The 22,264-nt window shown below is 64.3% G+C and carries 17 protein-coding genes and 1 tRNA gene; 5 read left to right on the top strand and 13 right to left on the bottom strand.

Annotated elements, in window-relative coordinates; genetic code table 11:
* Positions 1–27: 27 nt before the first annotated feature.
* From BMY91_RS05710 to nhaA, 3 genes are all read left to right on the top strand, one after another.
* A complete protein-coding gene (locus BMY91_RS05710) occupies positions 28–525 on the top strand; it encodes a DUF2505 domain-containing protein (protein WP_090819686.1) in 498 nt (165 codons plus the stop codon).
* Between the two features lies 1 nt (position 526).
* Positions 527–748 (top strand): SCO4848 family membrane protein, encoded by a 222-nt coding sequence (locus tag BMY91_RS05715; RefSeq protein ID WP_090819689.1) that lies wholly within the window; start codon positions 527–529, stop codon positions 746–748.
* A gap of 159 nt (positions 749–907) precedes the next feature.
* On the top strand, positions 908–2,224 hold the full coding sequence (gene nhaA / locus BMY91_RS05720) for a Na+/H+ antiporter NhaA (RefSeq protein ID WP_090819692.1): 1,317 nt from the start codon (positions 908–910) through the stop codon (positions 2,222–2,224).
* A gap of 21 nt (positions 2,225–2,245) precedes the next feature.
* Here nhaA and sufU read toward each other — a convergent pair whose 3' ends face one another.
* From sufU to BMY91_RS05770, 10 genes are all read right to left on the bottom strand, one after another.
* Positions 2,246–2,698 (bottom strand): Fe-S cluster assembly sulfur transfer protein SufU, encoded by a 453-nt coding sequence (sufU, locus tag BMY91_RS05725; protein ID WP_090819695.1) that lies wholly within the window; start codon positions 2,696–2,698, stop codon positions 2,246–2,248.
* A 75-nt stretch (positions 2,699–2,773) separates the two neighbouring features.
* Positions 2,774–4,099, bottom strand: coding sequence for a cysteine desulfurase (locus BMY91_RS05730; RefSeq protein ID WP_090819698.1), 1,326 nt, complete (start codon positions 4,097–4,099; stop codon positions 2,774–2,776).
* A gap of 88 nt (positions 4,100–4,187) precedes the next feature.
* Positions 4,188–6,629 (bottom strand): ATP-binding protein, encoded by a 2,442-nt coding sequence (locus BMY91_RS05735; RefSeq protein WP_090819701.1) that lies wholly within the window; start codon positions 6,627–6,629, stop codon positions 4,188–4,190.
* A 474-nt stretch (positions 6,630–7,103) separates the two neighbouring features.
* Positions 7,104–9,764 carry a helix-turn-helix transcriptional regulator gene (locus BMY91_RS05740; RefSeq protein ID WP_090819706.1) on the bottom strand — a complete coding sequence of 887 codons (2,661 nt, stop codon included), beginning with the start codon at positions 9,762–9,764 and terminating at the stop codon, positions 7,104–7,106.
* A 41-nt stretch (positions 9,765–9,805) separates the two neighbouring features.
* The gene (locus tag BMY91_RS05745) at positions 9,806–12,538 is read right to left on the bottom strand and encodes a helix-turn-helix transcriptional regulator (RefSeq protein WP_256212598.1); all 2,733 of its coding nucleotides are present in this window, start codon (positions 12,536–12,538) and stop codon (positions 9,806–9,808) included.
* A gap of 141 nt (positions 12,539–12,679) precedes the next feature.
* A complete protein-coding gene (gene pth, locus BMY91_RS05750) occupies positions 12,680–13,264 on the bottom strand; it encodes an aminoacyl-tRNA hydrolase (RefSeq protein WP_090819712.1) in 585 nt (194 codons plus the stop codon).
* Positions 13,265–13,385: 121 nt separating this feature from the next.
* On the bottom strand, positions 13,386–13,955 hold the full coding sequence (locus BMY91_RS05755; RefSeq protein ID WP_090819715.1) for a 50S ribosomal protein L25/general stress protein Ctc: 570 nt from the start codon (positions 13,953–13,955) through the stop codon (positions 13,386–13,388).
* Between the two features lie 317 nt (positions 13,956–14,272).
* Positions 14,273–15,253 (bottom strand): ribose-phosphate diphosphokinase, encoded by a 981-nt coding sequence (locus tag BMY91_RS05760; protein WP_011774071.1) that lies wholly within the window; start codon positions 15,251–15,253, stop codon positions 14,273–14,275.
* A gap of 2 nt (positions 15,254–15,255) precedes the next feature.
* On the bottom strand, positions 15,256–16,749 hold the full coding sequence (glmU, locus tag BMY91_RS05765) for a bifunctional UDP-N-acetylglucosamine diphosphorylase/glucosamine-1-phosphate N-acetyltransferase GlmU (RefSeq protein ID WP_090819718.1): 1,494 nt from the start codon (positions 16,747–16,749) through the stop codon (positions 15,256–15,258).
* 120 nt (positions 16,750–16,869) lie between these two features.
* A tRNA-Gln gene (locus BMY91_RS05770) sits at positions 16,870–16,941 on the bottom strand.
* 277 nt (positions 16,942–17,218) lie between these two features.
* Between BMY91_RS05770 and BMY91_RS05775 the strand changes: the two genes are divergently transcribed.
* Both BMY91_RS05775 and BMY91_RS05780 read left to right on the top strand, forming a co-directional pair.
* Positions 17,219–17,818, top strand: coding sequence for a TetR/AcrR family transcriptional regulator (locus BMY91_RS05775; RefSeq protein ID WP_090820651.1), 600 nt, complete (start codon positions 17,219–17,221; stop codon positions 17,816–17,818).
* 137 nt (positions 17,819–17,955) lie between these two features.
* Positions 17,956–18,372: a VOC family protein gene (locus BMY91_RS05780; RefSeq protein ID WP_090819722.1), complete on the top strand. Its 417-nt coding sequence runs from the start codon at positions 17,956–17,958 to the stop codon at positions 18,370–18,372.
* A gap of 145 nt (positions 18,373–18,517) precedes the next feature.
* On the opposite strand, the gene BMY91_RS05785 is transcribed toward BMY91_RS05780, so the two are convergent.
* From BMY91_RS05785 to rsmA, 3 genes are read right to left on the bottom strand one after another with little or no spacing between them, the layout of a single operon-like run.
* On the bottom strand, positions 18,518–20,347 hold the full coding sequence (locus BMY91_RS05785) for an ABC-F family ATP-binding cassette domain-containing protein (protein ID WP_090819724.1): 1,830 nt from the start codon (positions 20,345–20,347) through the stop codon (positions 18,518–18,520).
* A gap of 35 nt (positions 20,348–20,382) precedes the next feature.
* Positions 20,383–21,375 carry a 4-(cytidine 5'-diphospho)-2-C-methyl-D-erythritol kinase gene (locus tag BMY91_RS05790; RefSeq protein WP_090819727.1) on the bottom strand — a complete coding sequence of 331 codons (993 nt, stop codon included), beginning with the start codon at positions 21,373–21,375 and terminating at the stop codon, positions 20,383–20,385.
* Positions 21,372–22,253, bottom strand: coding sequence for a 16S rRNA (adenine(1518)-N(6)/adenine(1519)-N(6))-dimethyltransferase RsmA (gene rsmA, locus BMY91_RS05795; protein WP_090819730.1), 882 nt, complete (start codon positions 22,251–22,253; stop codon positions 21,372–21,374). The genes BMY91_RS05790 and rsmA overlap by 4 nt, the downstream gene beginning before the upstream one ends.
* Positions 22,254–22,264 lie beyond the last annotated feature (11 nt).

The following is a 22,264-nucleotide window of genomic DNA, read 5'->3' on the forward strand; positions in this document are numbered from 1 at the left end:
TTCACCACCACCATCCACGGAGGACCCATGGCCCTGAGTGCATCCACCACCCTGCCGCACAGTGTTGACCGCGTTGCGGCCGTATTTGTCGACGAGGATTTCCTGCGTCACACGAGCGAACTGGTAGGCGGCTCCCTGGAATCGTTCACGATCGACGGCGACACTGCCGGTGCTTTCAGCACCACCACCGTCCGGACCCTGCCCACCACACGGCTGCCGGATATCGCCCGCAAGTTTGTTGGCGAGAGCCTCACCGTCACGCAGACCGAGCAGTGGGAAGCCCCGGCTGCAGATGGCTCGCGTGCCAGCAAGATCGCCCTGAAAGTTTCCGGCGCTCCGCTGGACGTGACGGCCGTTCAGCGCCTGGTTGCCGAAGGCGGAAACACGCGGATCGAGCTCGAGGGCACGGTGTCCTCCTCGGTTCCGTTCCTCGGCGGGAAGATCGCCGATGCCGCCGAGCCCATGGTTGGCAAGGCCTTGAACATCCAGTCCCAGCAGGCCCAGGCCTGGCTCGAAAGCCACTAGGGTGCAGGTTCCTGCGATCCTGGCCGTAGTTTTGATCGTTGCCGGCGCCTGGTCCTTGCTGGTGTGGCCGCAGTTCCTGAAGCGGGTCATGAAGGATCCCCGCGCCCGGGACGCGGCCGGCAAAGCCACCAAGTTCCTCACGGTCCACGTCGTGCTGGTCACCATCTCCATGGTGCTCGGACTCGCGACGGCGGCTATTGGAATCGCGGCCCTCGTCGCGTAGGTTTGACCCCACTCTGTAACAGATCAGGCCGTTTTGAGCATTCAGAACGGCCTGATCTGCTATTCAGTTGGGTAAGATGGATCTTGGTGTGCCGGGAAGTCTGGTCGGCGGTTTTTTTGCAGTACCCGCAAACGCCCGCCCACCAGTGAAGGAGCCTTCGTGGCCCAACAACTTCCCCCGTCGCCCAATACCAGCAGCCCCAGCAAAGTCTTTACCCGCTCCACGTACCCCGAGTACCGCAGAATCCTCGCCATTCTCCGCACGGAAACGGTCGGTGGCGCACTCCTCCTGGCGGCCACTGTGCTCGCCCTCGTCTGGGCCAACTCCCCTGCAGCAGACGGCTACTTCGCGCTCCGCGATCTCAAGATCGGTTATGAACCGTGGCATCTTGAGCTGAGCCTTGGCCATTGGGCCTCCGACGGCCTGCTGGCGGTGTTCTTCTTCCTGGCCGGGCTTGAGCTGAAACGCGAATTTGTGGCCGGTGAGCTACGGAAGCCGGCCCGGGCAGTCGTTCCTGTGGCCGCTGCTGTTGGCGGCGTGGTGGTCCCTGCCCTGATTTTCGTCCTCTTCAACCTTGGGTCTCCTGAGACCCTCCGGGGCTGGGCCATTCCCACAGCCACGGACATTGCCTTCGCTCTGGCCGTGCTTGCTGTTATCAACACCCATCTCCCCGCCGCGCTCCGGACATTCCTCTTGACGCTGGCAGTGGTGGACGACCTCATCGCCATCGGCATCATTGCCTTCTTCTACTCCACTGGGCTCCAGCCGCTCATGCTCCTGGCTGCCCTGGTGCCGCTTGCCCTCTTCACGTTCCTGGTCCAGAAGCGAATCCGCAGCTGGTACCTGCTCCTGCCCCTCGCGTTGGCCACCTGGGGGTTCGTCCATGCCTCCGGTATCCATGCCACCGTGGCCGGTGTGTTGTTGGGCTTCGCTGTGCCGGTCTTCGCCAGCGGAAAGAAGAACGAACCGGCCGAGGGGCTGGCTGAGCATTTCGAACACCGTCTGCGCCCGTTCTCTGCAGGATTCGCGGTGCCGGTCTTTGCGTTCTTCTCCGCCGGCGTTGCCTTGGGCGGACTCGACGGCATGGGCGCCGCGCTCACGGACCCCGTGGCCGTGGGCATCGTTGCGGCGTTGGTAGTTGGCAAGGCAGTGGGCGTTTTCGGCACAACGTTCTTGGTCACCAAGACCACCCGCGCCAGCCTCGATTCCAGCATTGCCTGGATCGACCTCTTCGGCCTGGCACTCCTGGCCGGCATCGGGTTCACCGTGTCGCTGCTGATCGGTGAGTTGAGCTTCGGTGCCGAATCGGCCCACAACGACCACGCCAAGGTGGCCATCCTGGCTGGTTCCCTGATCTCGGCGCTGCTGGCCGCCGTCGTGCTTAAAGCCCGCAACCGGCGGTACCGCCAGGTCCAGGCGGATGAAGAACGGGACGACGACGGCGACGGCGTGCCTGACGTCTTTGCCCGCGCCTGACGCGGGAGTGCTTCGGCGCCGTTAGGCGGTGGCTTGGTTGAGCGCGTCCTCGGCAGCCACCCAAGAGATCATGGCGCACTTAACCCGGGCTGCGTAGCGGGCAACGCCCTCAAAGGCCGCGGCATCGCCCAGAATCTCCGGGTCCGCCTGCACCTTTCCGCGGGACCGGAGAACTTCCCGGAAATTATCGATCACCGAGTGGAGTTCCTCCACGGACATGCCCTCGCCCAGTTCGCTGAGCACCGAGGCCGACGCCATGGAGATGGAGCAGCCTGCGCCGTCCCAGCGGATCTGCTGGACAGTGCCATCCGCCACGGCAAGCCGCAGCGTCACTTCATCTCCGCAGACCGGATTCAGCTGGTGCGATTGGCCGGTGGACGCGCCCGCGGGAGCGTCCGTTTCTGCCAGCCCGCTGCCATGCCGCTGCTTGGAATGGTCCAGGATGATCTGTTGGTACAACTGGTCAAGACTCATGGTGCTTGTTGCCTGTTCTAAGGAAATCGTTGGTTGGCTGGCTGCCCGGCCCAGGGCCTGTGCCGAGTGCCGGGATCAGGCCTGGAAGTAGGCCCGCACCCCTGATACGGCGTCGAGGAAAGCATCGACGTCGTCCGTGGTGTTGTAGAGGTAGGTACTCGCCCTGGTAGTGGCCGTCAGGCCCAGACGGCGGTGCAGCGGCTGGGCGCAGTGGTGACCGACGCGGACGGCGATGCCGCGATCGTCAAGGAACTGCCCGACGTCGTGCGCGTGGACGCCGGCGACGTCGAACGCCGCAAGACCTATCCGCTCAGATCCGGAGGCCGGACCGACCACCCGGATGCCTTCGATGGTCTCAAGCCCCTTCACCAGGCGCTGACCCAGCGTCGCTTCCCACGCATGGATGCGGTCGATCCCGGTCTCGGTGAGGTAGTTAACGGCGGTTGCGAGCGCCACTGCCTGTGAGATGCGCTGGGTGCCGGCCTCGAACCTTTGGGGTGCCGGCAGGTATTCCGCGCGTTCCATGGTGACGGTGGTGATCATGGAGCCGCCTGTCAGGAACGGCGGCAGGACATCCAGGATCTCCTGCTTGCCGTACAGCACGCCAACACCGGTTGGCGCCAGCATCTTGTGTCCGGAGAACACGGCGAAATCGACGTCCAGTTCCTTGACGTCAACGGCCATGTGCGGCACCGACTGGCAGGCGTCCAGGACCACCAAAGCTCCAACCCGGCGGGCCAGGGCCACAAGCTCCGCCACTGGGTTGATGGTGCCAAGGACATTGGAGGCGTGGGTGAAAGCCAGCAGCTTGGTCCGCTCGCCAATGAGCTCAGCCGCAGCGTCCAGCCGAAGGGTGCCATGGTCCGTGACGGGGATGTATTTGAGGGCTGCACCCGTCCGGAAGGCCAGTTCCTGCCACGGGATGAGATTGGCGTGATGTTCCATCTCGGTGACCACGATCTCGTCGCCCGGACCAATGGCCAGGTCCTTCAGCGCCGAACCGCCCCTCCCCTGTGCTGCCCACAGAGCAGCGTTGGAGAGGGCGTAGCTGATCAGGTTGAGGCCCTCGGTGGCATTGGAGGTCCACACGGTTTCCTCATACTGGGCGCCGACGAAGTCCGCCACAGTTTGGCGCGCGTCCTCGAACACCTCGGTGGCTTCCACAGCAAGGTGGTGGGCACCGCGATGAACAGCAGCATTTCGTTGCTCGTAGTACTCCTGCTCGGCTTCGATGACACTGAGCGGGTTCTGCGAGGTGGCACCGGAATCGAGGTAGATCAAGGGTTTGCCATTGACCAGCTGATCCAGCACCGGGAAGTCGTTCCGGATCCGCAACACCTCCGCGTTGTCCATGGCATGCACGGACCGCTGCAGTGAGGCGGGGGTTGATACGGCAGTCAAGGGGCGCTCCTTGGGAATCCTTCAGGGACTCCTCATTATCCCACGGAGACACCTTGCGTGCGGTGCCGCAGGTGTGCTGTACAGCACGTCAGCCGCCGGCCCTCCCGGGTACCCAACCCAGCGGCGGCACGGCCCCGCTGTCGAACGCCGCGCGCAACCGCTCAACGAGCACCGCGGCCCGACGACTCGCAGCGTTGCGGGTCTTCGCTTCGTATCCACTGGCCGCGCGTGAATAGCAAATGGCGGCATGGGCAAATTGCCGGTCCGCGGAAAGGCTCCTGCCGGCCGATTCGAGGGTCTTGGGGTCGTTGTCCAGCAAGGCCGAAGCAAACGTCCCCAATGCTGCCCCGCCGGCACCGTGAACTGCAGCGGCCAGCCCGGCCAGGCGGCGCTGGATCACAAGATCGTCGACGGCGGCGCAGCTTGGGTTGAGCGTCAGGAGCGAGACTGCCTCGGCCTCCAGCAAGGTGTGGCCCTGGGTATGGACATGTTCGGCCAGTTCCAGCAGGTGGCTGGACTTCCCGGACACCTGGTCCTGTGCTGCTGCGATGTACAGTGCGCTGAGCTGCGGCAGGAGGCCATCGGGAGGGAAGTCCTGATGTGCCAGGACAGCTGTACTCTGCTGGACGCGTTCCATCGCGCGGATGGCGTTGCCGCACAGTGCCTCTGAGTAGGCCATCATGGCCGCCGCCACGGCGAGAACGGGCGGCAGGCCGGCGTCGGGCAGTTCTGCAAGGACCGGCTCCAACGTGCCACGCGCCGCACGCGGAAGGCCTTGGCTCAGCTCGGCGTAGCCGCGGCCCACTTCCAAGCAAAGAGCCAAGTGCGTGGGGAGCACGAAAGCAGAAGGGCACTCAAGAAGCGAATCCACGTGCCCCCAGGCAAGGTTGTTCCGCAGACACATCACATGCCGGAGCACTGCGCCCGGGCGGAACACCTCCAGGGCAGGATCTGCGTTGATGGCAGCCATGGCCACCGTAGACACCTCCAACGCCTCAGGGGCAGCCCCGGAGAGGAGGAGGCGTTCGGCTTCGCGGATGTTCTGAACCAGCTGCTTGGACAGTTCCGCCCCGCTCCGGGAATCGTCCGGACTGGCAGGCCCGTCCACTGCATCACGTGGTACTGCACCCAGGAGTTCCAACGCCAGCAGACGGGACGTCGCGTCAGCTTTCACCCGCGGAGAACCTCCAACTGCCAGTTCCCGCAGTTCGGGCGCCGCTTCAGTGAGTTGGCCCTCGGCTATCAACGCCCGCGCCCTCAGCAGCCTGGCTTCGTCCTGGTGGGCCGGCATCGACACCGCAGCGGCAGCCCTCAGTGCAAGTTCTGCTGTCGATGGCCTGTCAGCGGCGGGCGCAGTGGCCAGGAGGAGCTCATCCGAGAGTGTCAGCCCGCAGTCCAGGGTCCACGTCATCCAGCGAAGCATGGTGGGGGCTGACTCCACAGTCAGGGCCGGTTCCTCGACGCCCAGCCGCAGCGCCACACTCCGCGGCATCGGCACAGACAATCGGGTACCTTCGCCACGCAACCACGAGCTGGTGCGAAGCAGCGGTGGCCGACCGGGGAGCACCCTGATGTGGTGTTTCGCCAGCAGGTCTTCCACGGCCCGCTGGCCGAAGTGGTGCTCCACCACTTCCAACGCCACAGGCTCCGCAAGCGCGATCAGCTCCAGTGCTTGCCGCTCCTCCGGCGGCCGGGCCGCATTTTCGGCCTGCACCTGTGCAACAACACCGGGCCAGTCGCACTGCGCCCGCACGTCGATGGTCCAGAAGCCGTCCTTTTGCACCAGGAGGTGGGCGCGCCGGGCATCGTCCACCGCAAGGCCCAGGAGCCCCACATTGAATCCGCTCATGGCCGCCAGAAGGCTGCTGGCCCGCCGCTGGACCTTTCCCCCCAAAGCGGCCTCACACAACGCGTGAGCTTCGTTGAAGGTAAACGGTGGAAGGAAATACTGCTCCAGGAAGCCGTCCTCCCACAACTGGTAGAGGTCCGGCGGGAGGGGTCTCCGGCTGTCGGCAGTGGCCACGAGCGTAGCCCCAAAACCGGGAATGAGTTGCAGCAGGACAGCCAGTGATGCCGGATCGACGTAGTGGATGTCGTCCACCAACAGCACCAGCGGCGGCCGTGACGGTTGCGCCCGACGTCTGGTTCGCCGTCGTCCCGCAGGTGGCGTGTACAGGTACTCAGCTGCACCCAAGGTGCTGGTCAAGGCCCGGAGGACGTGGAATCCCGGCGGCAAGGTCTCTTCATCGCCCGGGGCAGAGGCTGCCCCCAAGGCGGCATAGCGCGTAGTCCTGAGCTCCGGTTTTCCGGCGAAGGTCCGGACGTCCATGGTGTCCGGGAGCCCCGCTTTGACCGAGAGCAGAAGGTGGCTCTTTCCGGATCCACGGTCTCCTACCACCACGATGCCGCTGGTGGATGGAGACGGTACTGCGGAAAGGATAATGTCCAGCAAGCGGGTCCGGTCCGGGAAGTTTGATGGCCTCAGCCCGACTGTGACGGTGTCTTCGTCCAGCCAGGGATCCGGCAACATGCGCACTCCAATAGCAGCAGTCCCAGGGTCCGGGAGGTTTGATGTCCGCGAGGTGCGGAGGGCTACCTGGCCTAGAAGCCGGCGGCGGCTGGGGGGAGAGTCTCGGTCTCAGAAGACTCTGTCGCCGCCGGCTTCGTCCAGGGCCGGACCACCTCGCGGTGGCCGGTGCATCGGCTCAAAGAGACCACCGATGCGGATGATGCGACTTTCGGAATCCCGGTGATGCTTGGGGCTGAACCGTTCTTCCAAGATCAATACTGCCGGGGTGGCGGACGCCGTACACCAGTAGTTGGTACTCGATTACTTCAGGGCTTTTTGCGGCCCGGTACCTTGTTGTACTCAGTCCCCCGGAGGGGCACTACTTGGTTTGGGCGCAAAACACCCGCGTGTTACTCCATTGATTGGTGAAATTCCGCGGGAATGCCGGAACAAGTGGCTGGAGAGGGGGTTGTGAGTACTCAAAGAGACTTGCCGTCAATGACGGACGGCAGCCCCGAGATCTTCGCGCCGGCGAATGCCGAGCTTGGCGTAGCTGCGGTACAGGTGGCCTTCCACCGTCCGTACGGAGACCATCAGTTTTTCGGCGATCTGCCGGTCAGTCAGTCCGGATACTGCCAATGCCACGATGTCCTGTTCGCGCCGGGTCAACGGCACGGAGCGGTCTGCTTCGATGCTCGGATCATGGACCAACGCGTCGCCGAGGCTGGCTTCGCTGACATCGCGAAGCACCGCGGCCTGCCGTGCCTCCGGGCGCTTTCCCTCGGCGTCGAAGGACAGGGCGGCCTTATCGAATGCCACTGCGGCTGGTCCAGGCATTCCGGCGGCGGCCAGAAGATTTCCGGCGTTCACCAAAGCCTCTCCCCCTCCGCCCAGCTGCGCCGTGGCCATCGACTGCCAGCCGGCTGCCCAGGCACCGGACATGGACAATGCCGTCTGCTGGACCGATTCGCTGGCCGTGGCATCACCGAGTTCCATCCGGAGGACCAGGTTCTGCAGCAGGACTCCGGGCAATTGATGGAGCGAACCCGCCTCCGGCAAGCCCCTGAGCTTGACCAGTCCCGAACCCTTGGAGAGAAGCTCCTGCCCAGCGAGCCTGAAGACCTCCGCGAGGGCTTCCACGTAGGCTCCCCCGGCTGCGGCCGTTTCCTGTTCCCCTGCCAACCGCTGGGCGAGGGCAGTATCGCCGGACTTGCCCGCAGCATAAAAAGCCAGGGCGTTGCCCAAGCTGCGCAGCCTCTGCGGGTCCTTGATCCTGAGGGCCTCCACTGCGGGCGCCAGGAGCTCTGTGGCCTGCTCCAGGCGGCCCTGACGCAGCAATAACATGCCCTTGAGCGTCTGGATGTCTCCGCCAAAAACAATGAGGCCCATGGCCGAACTGGCAGCGTACCGGTCCAGCGCCGCAGCGGCTGCCTCCCAATCCCCGGACTCCAGGGCTGCCAAGGTGTAGCGGACCAGGACAAAGTCACTGAAGTACAGGAGGTCATCCGTGTCCTCATCCAGCAGCATCAGCGCCTCGCGTCCTGCCTCCAGTGCTTCGGCAGCTTGGCCCTGAACCGTCAGGAGCTCACAGTGCATGGCAAGCAGGAAGACCCGGTTCATCACCAGGTCCGGCTGGTCCTCTCCCAGTCCGTCAGCAAATTCCACCAAGCCTGCACGGAGTTCTTCATAACGTCCGTCATGGGCCAGCGCCGCCAGCTCCAAGGCTCTGGCATGCCTTCCCACCAGCCCGACCACCGGGTCCGACGACGGCCTTCCCTCGACCAGTGCCGTGGCCGCAGCCTTGGCGTCAGAGACGATGTCCGCAGAAGCATCCCCCATCGCCGCGCGCGCAGCAGCCCACAACAGCCCTGCGCCCAGTGGTCCGGAAGGATCAGCGTCCAGGAACCCGGCACCGTCTTCAAGCAATCGTGCCGCACTGCGGAAGTCGCCGTCGTTGTAGTTGACCATGGCCATCACGGCACGGGCCCTCGGTTTCAGCGCCTCCGAGCGGACCTTGCCGGCTGCAGCCATCGCCAGTGGGTTCTGGAGCAGTTTTGCGGCCAGGAAGGCTGCCTGCAGCAACTGTTCATCCTCGACGTCGGCGCCACAGTCCAGCGCCCAACTCACAGAGCGGAGCAAACCTTCAGCCGTTGGCGGCTCAGCGAGCAAGTGCTGCACCATGCGCTGGCGGATCTGGAGGCTGCGGGCAGGGGAAACAATCTGGCGCAGGGCCTCGCTGTACATCGGGTGCCACATTTTGAGGGGACTGCCGGGTCCATTGGTGGAGAGCACCAAGCGGCTGTCCATCAGCGCCCGCACGGTGTCCCTGCCCACCTGTGTATCCAGCACGGCGGCAGGGACGGGCTCGGACAACGCAATAACGTACATCGCCTCCCGCTCAGCTTCGCTTGTTCTGAGTACCCGGTTGCGCACTACCTCAGCCAAGCCCTCGCCGCTGCCCGAGAGTGCGCGGGTAAGGAACCAGACTCCGTTCCGCCGCACCAGGTTTCCATCCGCCCTCGAGTCGTCCAGGAGGCAGCGCAGCAGGAGCGGATTGCCCTCGGACACCGAATGCAGGACGTCGGCCGCGCTGGCCATGACGGTTCCGCCCAGGGTCTTTTCCGCAAGCTCGGTGACGCTCTCCCGGTCAAGGGGATGAAGTTCCAGCCTCTCCGCCAGTCCGTCATACCAGAGCTGAAGCAGTGCCGCTGGAAGGCCGGGCCGTTGCCTGCTAGTGGCCACCAGCCGCGCCCACCCTGCCGTTACCAGCTCGGCAAGGATCTGGGTGCTGCCTTCATCGAGGTCGTGGGCGTCGTCCACGATCAGCAGCAGCCGTGCGCCTGCACCGCCGCGCCGTTTCTCGAACTGGGACCAGAATTCGCGGAGGATGGCCACAGGCGATGTTGCCTGCTCCACGGGGAGGTCCAGGAGGTAGGGAGCCAGGACGCCATAGGGCACAGCGGACAGGGCTGGACTCCCGTGGACCCGCATCACCACCATTTCCCCGGCCAGGCGGGCCGCGATTTCGGCGGCCAAGGCCGTTTTGCCGATGCCCGGATCGGCGATCAGGAGCACAGCTCCCGCGCCTTCCTGGCGCAATATTTCCGTCGCCAGATCCAGTTCGGCGTTCCGGCCTACAAGGTGCTCAGCCTGCATGGGCAACCCGAACCAGATTTACGGATATCGTGCTCCTTGCCTCATAGGAGCCCATTGAGCTCGCCTCGAGACGAAACACCGAGCTTGGTGAACACTTGGTACAAATGGCCTTCGACGGTTCGCACAGACACCCCAATATCCATCGCGATTTCACGGTTGCTGACACCCTTTCCAGCGAGCTTAGCAATTTGGCGTTCCCGTTCAGTCAATACCGGCGCGTCGCTGCGTGGTTGGATCGGCAATGTCGAGACGGAATGCTCCAGCCGCTCGAGCCTCAGTTGGGCCGTCCGGGCCGCAGTTGTCTCTCCGGCGTCCCGGGCGTAGTCCAGTGCCATGGCCACACACCTGGCCTCAACAACCAGCAGATCCAGGGATGCTGCGGCGTCCGCGGCAGCCAGCAACGACTTGGAACTGCGGTTACGTGCGCCGCGGGCCAAGTCACCTGAGATCTGGGCCAGGGGTCCTTGGCGGCGGCCTGCGATGTCTTCCAGGAGGCGGTATTCCTCATCGGTACCTTCCACGGTGGCTCCGAAGAGGCAGATGCCCGCTGTGGTGAACCGCTGATTTTCGATGTCGTTGGTTACCCGCGCCAGGAGCCGCTGCTTCACATCGGGATCGCCCATCCAGCGTCCTGCCATTTCCGCGCAGAACTCCGCGACGGATTCGGAGAAGTACGTTCCCACTCCCCGGCAGGTCCTGTACAGGTCCAGGTACCGGCCGGCTTCCACCGAATTGCCCAGTTGAGCGTAGGCAAAGGCCGTGGCCGCATAGGCCACTTTGTTCATGTTCATGGCGGGCCGGAGCTCAAGTTGGGCCACGGCGGAGCGGAGGGGTTCAATGGCGCTGGCCGGTTTTCCCGCGTACGCGTAGGCCAGGCCAATGCCCAGTTCAGTCAGTGCACCCCGGTACTGAAGGCGTGAGGACCTGGACGGTGCCCGACGCATCAGTTCGATGCACTGCCTCCACTGTCCGGACAACAACAGCACCAGGAACGTGTGCCTGGCGAAGGCTTCCTCCAACGGCGCCGGGCTGGCGGCTTCCCCCAAATGCCGGGACACGGTCCTGGCAAGCTCCTGCGCCTCAAGCTCCCGGCCCAGGATGCACCGGGCCTCCACCAGGAACAGGGCTGACCGGAGCCAATGCTCGCGATCCCCGGCAGGGTCCTTGGCCACTTCCTCTTCCAAGGCCCCCACCACCGAGGCGTACTCGCCCATGTAGGTGTTGTACTCGTACCCGCACAGCTGGAGCCGGTTGCGTGCCTTGGCCAGCTTCTCAGCCGGGTGGGCATCGGCCATGGCTTCGAGCCTCTCCAGGGCATCGGAGACAACCCCCGGAACCATGCCGGCACGGCCATCGATCCATGTCATGGCCTGGCATTTTGCGGCCGTGATCTCTGCGAACTCCAGCGGGTCCAGGGTGGCAAGGTGGGCTTCGGACACCTCATCCAGCGCCTGTGCGGCATGCAGGGGCAGGTCCAGCATCAGGTACGCGGCAGCTTTCAACCGCTGCCCCGGCACCCACTCAGACTCGTTGGGGTCCAGGGACTGTGTGCATTGGATGGCGAAGTTGGGGTCGTAATCATCCAGCGCCGCACGTCCCGCCGCGAGTGCATGGGCAGGGGACGGCATGGGCTCGTCTTCGGAAGCGTGCATCCACGTCGCATAGCTCAACAGGTCCTGCGACGCCATGCCATGGAGTTCGGGCTCTTTGGGCCCGTGGAGCATCAGCCGCAGTTCCCGCATCCGGCGTGTACTCAGCCATCCCCGGACGACTTCGCCAACGTAGGGGTCGCGAAGGGACACGCAGTGATCACCGGCCCGCTCCACCGTGAGCAGGCCGGATTCCTCCATCTCCACCAGGACTTCAGTCCCGAAAATGGCCGCCAGACCCGTCAGTGGTGCGCGCTGCGCACAGGCCAGGATTTCGACGACGGTCCTGCTGGCCTGTGTTTCGCGCGCCAGCCTGGAACGGACAAAGTCCTCCACCACCGTGGCGCCTTCAAGTTTAATCCGGTCACGAAGCGTCCACACGGAGTCGTTCAGGACCAGGTTGCCCGTGTGGCGCTGCTCCTCGAGGAGGGCGTGCAGGAGCATGGGGTTTCCGCCCACGGCGGAGTGCAGTGAACCAACCAGCGTGGAGGACACATAGTGCCCCAGAACGGAGCCGAGGACTTGCTTGGTCTGTTCCTCGCTCAACGTGTTGAGGTGGACTTCACCCAGTTGTCCTTCAATCACCAGCCGGTGGAAGTCGGCCGGGAGGTCGCTGGCGCGCTGGACCGTTGCCACCACTTTTGCAGTGCCCGTGGCCATCAGATTCAAGAGGACGCCCGTGCTCATGGGATCCATTCCGCCCGCGTTGTCCACAATGAACACGGTGTCCCGGCCCGCGGCCTCTGTCCGGATCAGGCTGGTGACCGCATGCAGGATGCCGGTGGGAGAACTGACAGCCTCGGATGGCAACCTCGCCAGGAGGAAGCCGAGGCAACCGTAAGGGGTCTGCCCGTTCGCCACGGTGTTCCGCAACTGAAGGCTGTGCACCTTGGGGCCGAGTGAGGAGACGACGGCGCGCGCCAGGCCTGACTTGCCAATTCCCCGTTGGCCGGTAAGGACCACGCCATAGGATTCGGGTACTTCAAGAAACTTGCCTGCCTTGGACAAATCGTGGCTGCGGGCCAGCAGTGACCACGTTTGGCGGTCTGTTGGTCCGCCCACAAGATCAGGAGCCGCAGCCCTCGCTGCGCCTCCACCGCTCTTGTTTAGCAACTCCGCCGACATCTGCATCCTTCGCTACACATCCGCGACAGTCCCCCACCGCTTACCTGCGTACCATGCACACTACCTTTGGGCGCCGACAGTTTGTAGGCCTTGGACTCATCCTGAGGGTCAGGCTTTGATCAGTCTTTCCTCAAGATTTGCTCAAGTTTTAGCGGGGTGGTGCTTCTGCTGGGCAGCCAACAGGCCCTGGGCCATGAGCAACTCCACAGCATCTGCCGCTTCATCCAGGAGGAACGGCAGTTCCTTCTTTTCGGCAGCAGCGAAATCGCGGAGTACGAAGTCCGCGGTTTCCATGCGACCCGGCGGCCGCCCCACCCCCACCCGCACACGCAGGTAGTCCTTGGTGGCGAGTGCCTTGGAGATGTCCCTGAGGCCGTTGTGCCCGCCCTCGCCGCCACCAAGTTTTAGCTTAACTGTGTTAAAAGGGATGTCGATCTCATCATGGACGGCGATCACGTGATCCGGCGCAATGTCGAAGAAATTGCACAGGCCTGCTACAGGTCCCCCGGATACATTCATATAGGTCATGGGCTTGGCCAGCACCACGCGGGGTCCACCGATGCCCAGCCGGCCTTCCACCACCTGGGCACGCGCCTTGTGGACCTTGAATTTTCCGCCCATGCGGGAGGCCAGCTCGTCCAGCACCATTTGGCCCACGTTGTGCCGGTTGTTGCTGTACTCATTGCCGGGGTTGCCGAGGCCAACAATCAGCCAAGTGTCAGTCATGGTCTCATCCTAGGGAGGCTTCGTTAATCAGCGGGGACTCTGGACAAAGGTCAAAAAGAAAGTGGCCGGGACCCTTAGGGACCCGGCCACTCCAAGGCAAGAGCCTCAAGCAGTCAAAAGACTACTCGGCGGCCGGTGCTTCTTCTTCAGCTTCGGTAGCAGCTTCAGCGATGCGGACCACCAGGGTGTCGCCTTCGGTGAGCAAGGTGGAACCCTTCGGCAGAACCAGGTCTGCAGCGTGGATGCTCTCGCCGGCCTTGAGGCCTTCGATGCTGACCTCGACGGCGGTGGGAACGTGGGTTGCCTCGGCTTCGAGGGAAACCGTGGTGGCTTCGAGGCTGGCGACAGCACCCGGAGCAACTTCACCGGAAACGTGGATGGAGATATCGACGGTAACCTTCTCGCCGGCCTTCACGGTCTGGAGGTCAACGTGCTCGATGATCTGCTTTACGGGATCGCGCTGGATGTCCTTGACCAGCGTCAGGTGCTGCTCGCCGTCGACGTCGATTGCGAGGAGGGCGTTGGAAACGCGCACTGCCAGCGTGGTGGCGCGGCCCGGCAGGTTGATGTGGATGGGCTCTGCGCCGTGGCCGTAGATGACAGCCGGGATCTGGCCGGCCATGCGTGCACGGCGGGCGAAACCCTTGCCGAATTCGGTGCGCAGTTCTGCGGTGAGCTTCTGCTCAGACATGTGTACTCCTTGATTACTGTGGCGCCCGGTGAAGTCCGGGCTGGTCTATCAGCAAGGGCGGAGGTCTGGAGACCTTCTACGCCCGGCTGAGATCGGCCGCCGAGCAGCCGTTCCGCCTGTGTTGAAGGAGATGCAGACCCAGTCGATAACGGAGACCCGCAACCCTGGTCCACAAAATGCGGACCGGATGTGCTCTCCCTCGCCAAGGTATCCCCACGAGTTTAGCAGCGCTTGGCGCTCTTTCTGAAAACGGGCAAAGAAAACGGGCCACCCGCACGCCCGGAGGCTGCGGATGGCCCGTCCTGAGTCAGTCAGGCTTATGCCTTGCCGTCGAACAGGCTGGTGACCGAACCGTCGTCGAACACTTCACGGATGGCGCGGGCGATCAGCGGCGCGATCGACAACACCGTCAGCGACGGGAAGCGCTTTTCGGCCGGGATGGGCAGCGTGTTGGTAACAACCACCTCGCGGGCGCCGGAATCGGCCAGTCGCTGGGCTGCGGGATCGGAGAAAACCGCGTGGGTGCAGGCGATGATGACGTCCTTGGCACCGGCGTTCTTCAGCACCTGCACAGCACCGGAGATGGTTCCACCGGTATCGATCATGTCGTCGATCAGTACACAGGTGCGTCCTTCAACCTGGCCAACAACTGTCTTGGAAACGGCCTGGTTGGGAACGGTAAGGTCGCGGCTCTTGTGCACGAACGCGAGCGGGGCACCGCCCAGGCGCTCGGCCCACTGCTCGGCTACCCGGACGCGGCCGGTGTCAGGGGAAACCACGGTGATGTTGTCGGCTTCCACCTTGGTGCGGATGTAGTCAGCCAGCAGCGGGATGGCCATCAGGTGGTCAACGGGTCCGTCGAAGAAGCCCTGGATCTGCGAAGTGTGCAGGTCCACGGACATGATGCGGTCCGCGCCGGCCGTCTTGTAAAGGTCGGCAACCAGGCGGGCGGAGATGGGCTCGCGGCCGCGGCCCTTCTTGTCCTGGCGGGAGTATGGGTAAAACGGGGAAACAACCGTGATCCTCTTGGCAGAGGCACGCTTGAGGGAGTCGATCATGATCAACTGCTCCATGAGCCAGTTGTTCAGCGGAGCCGGGTGGGCCTGGATGACGAAGGCGTCAGTGCCCCGCACGCTCTCGGCCGAACGAACGTAGATTTCCCCGTTGGCGAAGTCGTAGGCGTCGATGGGCAGGAGCTCGGTCTCCAGCTCCTTGGCGATTTCCTGCGCCAGCTCAGGATGCGCCCTTCCGGCGGCGAGAATTAACTTCTTCTCTCCGTGTGCGGTAATTTCGCTCATGCCTATTTGCCCTCTTCTGTGGTTGCCGGGGATTGTGAGGATGTGGAGGCGGATGCCAGTTCCTGGGCGGCCTCTGCCAGCGTGGCGGATGCAGTACCCGGGCGGTTGGTGATGACCCAACCTTCGGCGTTCCGCTGGGCGGCCAGGCTGAGGGCGAGGGCACCTGCGGGAACATCCTTGCGGATGACGGCCCCGGCACCGCTGTAGGCGCCGTCGCCCACAGTCACGGGTGCTACGAAGACCGTGTTGGAACCAGTCCGGACTCCCGAGCCGATCACCGTGCGGTGCTTCTTCTCGCCGTCGTAATTCGCCGTGATGTTGCCGCAACCGATGTTGGTGTCTTCGCCGATTTCGGCGTCGCCGGCGTAGCCCAAGTGGGAGAGTTTGGAACCGCGGCCGATGGTCACGTTTTTGGTCTCGTAGAAGGCGCCGATCTTGCCGGTCTCGCCCAGCACCGTGCCCGGGCGGAGGTAGGTGAACGGTCCAACGCTGGCCTTTGCCCCGATGGTGGAACCGGAGCCGTGCGTGCGGATCACCTTGGCACCCTCACCCACCGTGACGTCAGTCAGGGTGGTGTCCGGACCCACGACGGCGTCGCGCGCCACAGTGGTTGCACCGTGCAGTTGGGTGTTGGGCAGCAGGCGGACGTCTTCGTCGAGGGTGACGGTGGAGTCGATCCACGTGGTGGCGGGGTCCACCACGGTGACGCCTGCGCGCATCCAGGATTCGATGATGCGGCGGTTGTGCTCGGCGCCCAGCGCGGAAAGCTGGATGCGGTCGTTGGCACCCTCAACCTGCCAGCGGTCTTCGGTCACGACGGCGGCCACCCGGCCGCCTGCGTCCCGGGCCAACCCGAGGACGTCAGTCAGGTACATCTCACCCTGCGCGTTATCCGTGGTCACCTTCGACAATGCGGTGCGGAGCACGGCGGCGTCGAAGGCATAAATGCCGGAGTTGACCTCGCGGATGCTGCGCTCGGCCTCGCTGGCGTCTTTGTGCTCACGGATGCCCGTAACCGTGCCGTCTTCGGCGCGAAGGATCCGGCCGTATCCCGTGGCGTCGTCCAGGACCGCGGTAAGCACGGTGACGGCGTTGCCCTCAGCCTCATGGGTGGCCACGAGTTCGCCCAGCAATTCGCCGGTCAGGAGAGGCACATCGCCGTAGGTAACAACAACAGTGCCAGTAAGCTCAGCCCCGGCGTCGAGGGCCTTGAGGGCAACCTCAACCGCGCGGCCCGTTCCGGGAACATCGTCCTGGTCAACAATGAGGGCTTCCGGATCTGCAGCGGATACGTGCTCTGCCACCCGGTCACGTTCGTGACGGACAACCAATGCCAGCTTCAGCGGAGTGATGGACCGGGCTGCCAGGAGAGCGTGACCCACCATGGAGCGTCCGCCGATTTCGTGGAGAATCTTGGGGGTCCGGGACTTCATGCGCGTTCCAGCGCCTGCAGCCAAAACGATGACCGCTGCGGGACCGGTGGATTCGGGGCTCACGTACTGGCTCTCCTTGCTCGGTATGTCCCGGGTAACCCGGCTTCGGAATGCTGCCATCCCAATGGACCCAGGCACCGTTCGAGCCATTACAGGTACAGAGAGGAGCGCATTTTCCGACCGTTCCGCCCATAGGATTCGAACCTATACTCCACGGCTCCAAAGGCCGGGGTGCTGCCATTACACCAGAGCGGACCGTGCATGATTCACACCCTCAGACGGCAGGGTCTGACGGTTTCCCGGGTCACCGGGATGCACACACAAGAATCTAGTTTGCCATGACCATCGCGTGCTTCGCGACTTGACCCCCTGGAGCCGCTCCCCCGACGCACCATTGCGCCCGTCCATCACCCGCTCCAGAGGCCACCTGGGGCATGATGGTCAGGTGAGCAAGCGCACTGAATTCCTCCGCACGCCGCCCGCCGTCGAGCCCGTCGAGCATGTTTCCGCAAGCCCGGCGGCCCGTATCAGGATGACCGGACCACAGCGCAAATCCCAGCTCATCGGCATTGGCAGGGCCCTCTTTGCAGCCCGCGGACTTGACGGCACCACCATCGAGGAAATCGCCGCCAGTGCCGGAGTTTCCAAGCCCGTGATCTACGAGCACTTCGGGTCCAAGGAAGGCCTGTACCGGCAAGTGGTGGAGACCGAATTCAGGATTCTGCTGGATTCCATCACCGAAGCCCTCAGCACCGAAGCCAAGCCCCGGGTGTTGGTTGAACGTGCTGCCCTGGCCCTCCTGGGCTACATCGAGGACCGCACCGACGGATTCCGGATCCTCATGCGGGACGCGCCACCCTCGCAACCCGAAGGCGCCTTCTCCACACTTCTCTCCCACGTCACAGCCCGGGTGGAACACCTGCTCTCCGACGAATTCGCGCGCCGTGGTTTCAGCGCGGCAGATGGCGCCATGTACGCGCAGATGCTCGTCGGCATGGTGGCCATGACCGGCCAATGGTGGCTGGACAGTCGCGTACCGGACAAGCGTGCTGTAGCCGCGCACCTGGTTAACCTGGCGTGGAACGGACTCACCGGGCTTCAGAAGGAGCCGGAGCTCCGCAGCGACGGCTAGCCCAACCCTCTCTCACCTCCCACCCCAAAAAAACCCAACCCTCTCTCACCTGCGCGAGTGGTCGCTGGGCTGAGGTGCCTCCCGCGCTGTCGTCGTGTCAGCGATCCGGCGTCCCGGACTCTTCGTAGGATGTGAGCATGTCAGCGCCCCAGATCTACATCAGCTTTCCCGGCACAGCACGCGAAGCCCTTGGTTTCTACGCGGAGGTATTTGGCGGAGAACTCGCCCTTCACACCTACCAGGACTTCGGACGCAACGACGGACCGCCTGGGGCCATTGCCCATGGGACACTCAGCGGAGTAGTCACATTGGGTGGATCGGACGCTGCGAACGGAGAAAAGCCCGTAAGAATCGAGGGCGCCATGCTCTCCCTGCTGGGTGCAGCCGAACCCGATGTCCTCCACGAATGGTTCAACAGGCTCGCCGACGGAGGGCGGATCGTGGACCCTCTCGCCCCGAAACCGTGGGGTGCATCAGACGGCCAGGTAGTAGACCGCCACGGCTTGCAGTGGCTCATAGGCTACGAGCCGGCGTCGTCATCACGCGAAAGGTGAGAGAGCGTCCGCCCCAACACGGCGAAAGGTGAGAGAGCGTCCCACCCACCACCGCAAAAGGTGAGAGAGCGTCCGCCCCAACACGGCGAAAGGTGAGAGAGCGTCCCACCCACCACCGCAAAAGGTGAGAGAGCGTCCGCCCCTCTTACTCGCCGAGGATTTCCGCGGCCTCCAGCCATTCCAGCTCCAGGCCCTCTTTCTCCTCGAGCAGCTCCTGCAGCTTGGCGTTCAGCTCGCCCAGGGCGTCAAAGTCACCGGACTCGGACTTGGCTGCCATTTGGGTGTGGAGTTTTTCTTCCTGCTGGGAGATCTTGCCGAGTTGGCGGTCGATCCTGTTGAGGTCCTTGCGGGCTTCACGTTTTTCGGCCTCGCTGGCGCCTGACTGAACGGCAGCGGACCCGGACCCACTGGCGGAGGTCGGCGCGCCGGATCCCCCACCGACGGCGCCGGAGGCCAGTGCCGCTTCCCGCAGCTCGAGGTACTGGTCCACGCCGCCGGGCAGGCCACGGAGTTTCCCGTCGCCCAGTAATGCCATTTGATTGTCGGTGACGCGTTCCAGCAGATACCGGTCGTGGCTGACTACCACCAGGGTCCCGGGCCAGCCGTCCAGGACGTCCTCCACCGCGGCCAGGGTGTCGGTGTCGAGGTCGTTGGTGGGTTCGTCCAGCATGAGGACGTTGGGCTCCCCTACCAGCAGCCGCAGGAGCTGGAGGCGGCGCCGCTCACCACCGGACAGGTCTGAAACGGGCGTCCATTGCTTTTCCTTGGTGAACCCGAGCTGCTCCACGAGCTGGCCGGCGGTGAACTCCTTGCCGCCCACGCTGAAGGACCGTTTCTCGCGTTCGATCACCTCGATAACGCGCAGGTCGGAGACCTCGTCCAGCTCCTTGACGTCCTGGGTGAGAACCGCGGTGACCACGGTCTTGCCGCGCTTGACTTTGCCCGAGGTCGGCTGGATTTCGCCGTTAAGCAGTTTCAACAGGGTGGACTTGCCGGCGCCGTTGACGCCCACCAGACCGAGCCGCTCGCCCGGTGCCAGCCGCAGGGTGATGTTGTTGAACAGCTTCTGGCCGCTCTCGCCGCCTTGGAAGTCCAGGGTGACGTTTTCGAGGTCCAGCACGTCCTTGCCCAACCGGGCAGTGGCCATTTTGCTGAGCGCCACGGAGTCGCGGGGATCGGGCACGTCAGCAATGAGGTCGTTGGCGGCTTCAATACGGAATTTCGGCTTGGCAGTGCGGGCGGGCGCGCCGCGCCGTAGCCAGGCAAGTTCCTTTTTGACGAGCTGCTGGCGTTTGCTTTCGACGACGGCGGCCGTGCGGTCACGCTCGGCGCGGGCCAAAACGTAGGCGGCGTATCCGCCGTCGAACATGTCCACCATGGCGTCGTGGACTTCCCAGGTGTAGTTGCAGACTTCGTCCAGGAACCAGCGATCGTGGGTGACCACAAGGAACGCACCCTGGTTGGCACGCCAGCGCGTTTTCAGGTGCCGCGCCAGCCAGGCGACGCCCTCGACGTCGAGGTGGTTGGTGGGTTCGTCCAGCATGATGACGTCGTGGTCTTCGATGAGGAGCTTGGCCAGCGCAACACGGCGTTTCTGGCCACCGGAGAGGGCATGGACGTTGGCGTGCCAGTCCACGTCGCCCACCAGTCCGCCCATGACTTCGCGGATCTTGGGATTGGCAGCCCATTCGTGATCCGCGCGGTCGCCGACGATCGCAGCGCCGACTGTGAGGTCGCCGTCGAGCACGTCCCCTTGATCCAGGTAGCCGACGTTAACGTCTCCGCGTTTGGTGACCCGGCCGGAGTCAGGCGTCGAGCGCGAGGCGAGCAAGCGCATCAGGGTCGACTTGCCGTCGCCATTGCGCCCCACCATGCCGATGCGGTCGCCATCCTCCAAACCGAGGGTGACGCCGTCGAGGACAGTGCGGGTCGCGAACGAAACGGTGAGGTTTTCGCCGCCAAGCAGGTGGGCCAATGGGTACTACTTTCTACTGCTGGAATGCGGAGGTACTAAAGGAGGGTATCTGAGATGATCCGGGCGCCGGGCACCGGGCCATGGACCGCCAGGGCAGTGTGCCCGCGGTGGCCCAGTTCCTCGGCGAGGACGCTGGCGGAGACGGAATCCCTTGCCAACAACGCGATGGTGGGGCCGGACCCGGACACCATCCCGGCCAGGGCGCCGCGCGCTTCGCCCAGGCCGATGGTGTCCCGGAGTTGCGGTGCAAGGGTGATGGAGGCGCGCTGGAGGTCGTTGATCAGGACCCGGCTGAGGGTCTCAGGATCGCCGTTGCGCAGGGCTTGGAGGATGGTGGGATCCACGTCAACTGGTTCAGGAATCTCCAGCCCCTCGGAATCCCTGAGACCGTCCAGGGTGCGGAACACATCCGGCGTGGAGAGGCCGTAGTCCGCGAAGACCAGCACCCAATCCATTTGCGCTTTGGCCAGGGCGGGCGACAACTCGTCCCCCACTCCAAGCCCGACGGCGGTGCCTCCCAGAAGCGAAAACGGAACGTCCGCGCCGAGTTCGGCTGCAAGATGCGCGAGTTCCTCGCGCGACAGGCCGCTGTTCCACAGGGCGTCGCAGGCCAGCAGGGTTGCCGCGGCGTCGGCAGAGCCACCGCCCATGCCACCGGCCACCGGCACGCGCTTGGTGATCTCAAGATGGACGCCCGTGGGTTTCTCCGACAGTTCCGCCATGATGGCCGCAGCCTTGTAGGCAAGGTTGCGCTCGTCCAGGGGAATGTCCACGCCGTCCAAATCCAGCGTGCTGTTGGGGCTGATGCTGACTGTGATTCCGTCGCCATCGGTGCTGGTGGCGGCCACTTCCTCGTACAGGGAAACGGCGAGGTAGACGCTGGCCACCGAGTGGTAGCCGTCAGGCCGCAACGGGCCGACACTCAAGGAGACGTTGATCTTTCCCGGAGCTTTAACCCGGACAGTCCGGGCATGGAAGCGGTCCCCCACGACCGGGAGGCTGCCTGGCTTGCGGGCGCCCGGGTTCATGCGGCCACAGGGTGGCGGGCTTCGGCGATCTTGACGTACGCGGTGATGTCCAGGACCTCGCCGCGCGCTGTGGGGTCAACACCGGCGGCTACAAGGCACCGCTCAGCTTCCGCTGCGCTGCCTGCCCAACCGGCCAAAGCGGCGCGGAGGGTTTTCCGTCGCTGCGCGAAGGCAGCATCAATCACTGCGAAGACCTGTTCGCGGGTGGCGTGCGTCCGCGGCGGATCGTGGCGGGTAAAGGCCACGAGCCCTGAATGAATCTTGGGTGCCGGCCAGAACACGTTCATGCCAATGACACCTGCCTTGCGCATATGCCCGTACCAGGCTGCCTTGACTGACGGAACGCCGTAGATCTTGGACCCGGGTGTTGCGGCGAGCCGGTCGGCAACCTCGTCCTGAACCATCACCAGGCCGTGCTGCAGGCTGGGGAAATGCTGCAGCAGGTGCAGCACCACGGGAACGGCAACGTTATAGGGCAGGTTGGCCACCAAGGCGGTGGGCGGCACGGGAAGTTCAGTGACCTTCATGGCGTCGGAGAGCACCAGATGGAAATTGTCCTCCGCCTCAGGTCGCCAGGCCCGCACTGTCTCGGGCAACTTGCCGGCCAGCACAGGATCGATCTCCACAGCCACAACGGCCTTGGCGGCGTCCAGCAACCCCAGAGTGAGCGAGCCCAATCCCGGGCCCACCTCCAGCACGGTTTCGCCAGCGTCGATATTGGCTGCGGCCACGATCCTGCGGATCGTGTTGCCGTCGATCACAAAGTTCTGCCCCAGCGTCTTTGTGGGGCGTACACCGATTTCTTCGGCGAGCCGTCGGATGTCTGTGGCGCCCAGCAGGGGCGCGACGGCGGCGGGTTCGGAATTCGGTTCAGTCACCTAGGTATCGT

The sequence above is a fragment of the Arthrobacter sp. yr096 genome (assembly GCF_900108925.1).
GTDB lineage: Bacteria > Actinomycetota > Actinomycetes > Actinomycetales > Micrococcaceae > Arthrobacter.

Coding starts and splice junctions, on each gene's coding strand:
- BMY91_RS05745 (WP_256212598.1), bottom strand. CDS start 12,538: ATGTCGGCGGAGTTGCTAAACAAGAGCGGTGGAGGCGCAGCGAGGGCT.
- BMY91_RS05775 (WP_090820651.1), top strand. CDS start 17,219: ATGACCGGACCACAGCGCAAATCCCAGCTCATCGGCATTGGCAGGGCC.
- BMY91_RS05790 (WP_090819727.1), bottom strand. CDS start 21,375: ATGAACCCGGGCGCCCGCAAGCCAGGCAGCCTCCCGGTCGTGGGGGAC.
- BMY91_RS05755 (WP_090819715.1), bottom strand. CDS start 13,955: ATGTCTGAGCAGAAGCTCACCGCAGAACTGCGCACCGAATTCGGCAAG.
- sufU (WP_090819695.1), bottom strand. CDS start 2,698: ATGAGTCTTGACCAGTTGTACCAACAGATCATCCTGGACCATTCCAAG.
- BMY91_RS05740 (WP_090819706.1), bottom strand. CDS start 9,764: ATGCAGGCTGAGCACCTTGTAGGCCGGAACGCCGAACTGGATCTGGCG.
- BMY91_RS05780 (WP_090819722.1), top strand. CDS start 17,956: ATGTCAGCGCCCCAGATCTACATCAGCTTTCCCGGCACAGCACGCGAA.
- BMY91_RS05735 (WP_090819701.1), bottom strand. CDS start 6,629: ATGTTGCCGGATCCCTGGCTGGACGAAGACACCGTCACAGTCGGGCTG.
- BMY91_RS05760 (WP_011774071.1), bottom strand. CDS start 15,253: ATGAGCGAAATTACCGCACACGGAGAGAAGAAGTTAATTCTCGCCGCC.
- pth (WP_090819712.1), bottom strand. CDS start 13,264: ATGACTGACACTTGGCTGATTGTTGGCCTCGGCAACCCCGGCAATGAG.
- BMY91_RS05710 (WP_090819686.1), top strand. CDS start 28: ATGGCCCTGAGTGCATCCACCACCCTGCCGCACAGTGTTGACCGCGTT.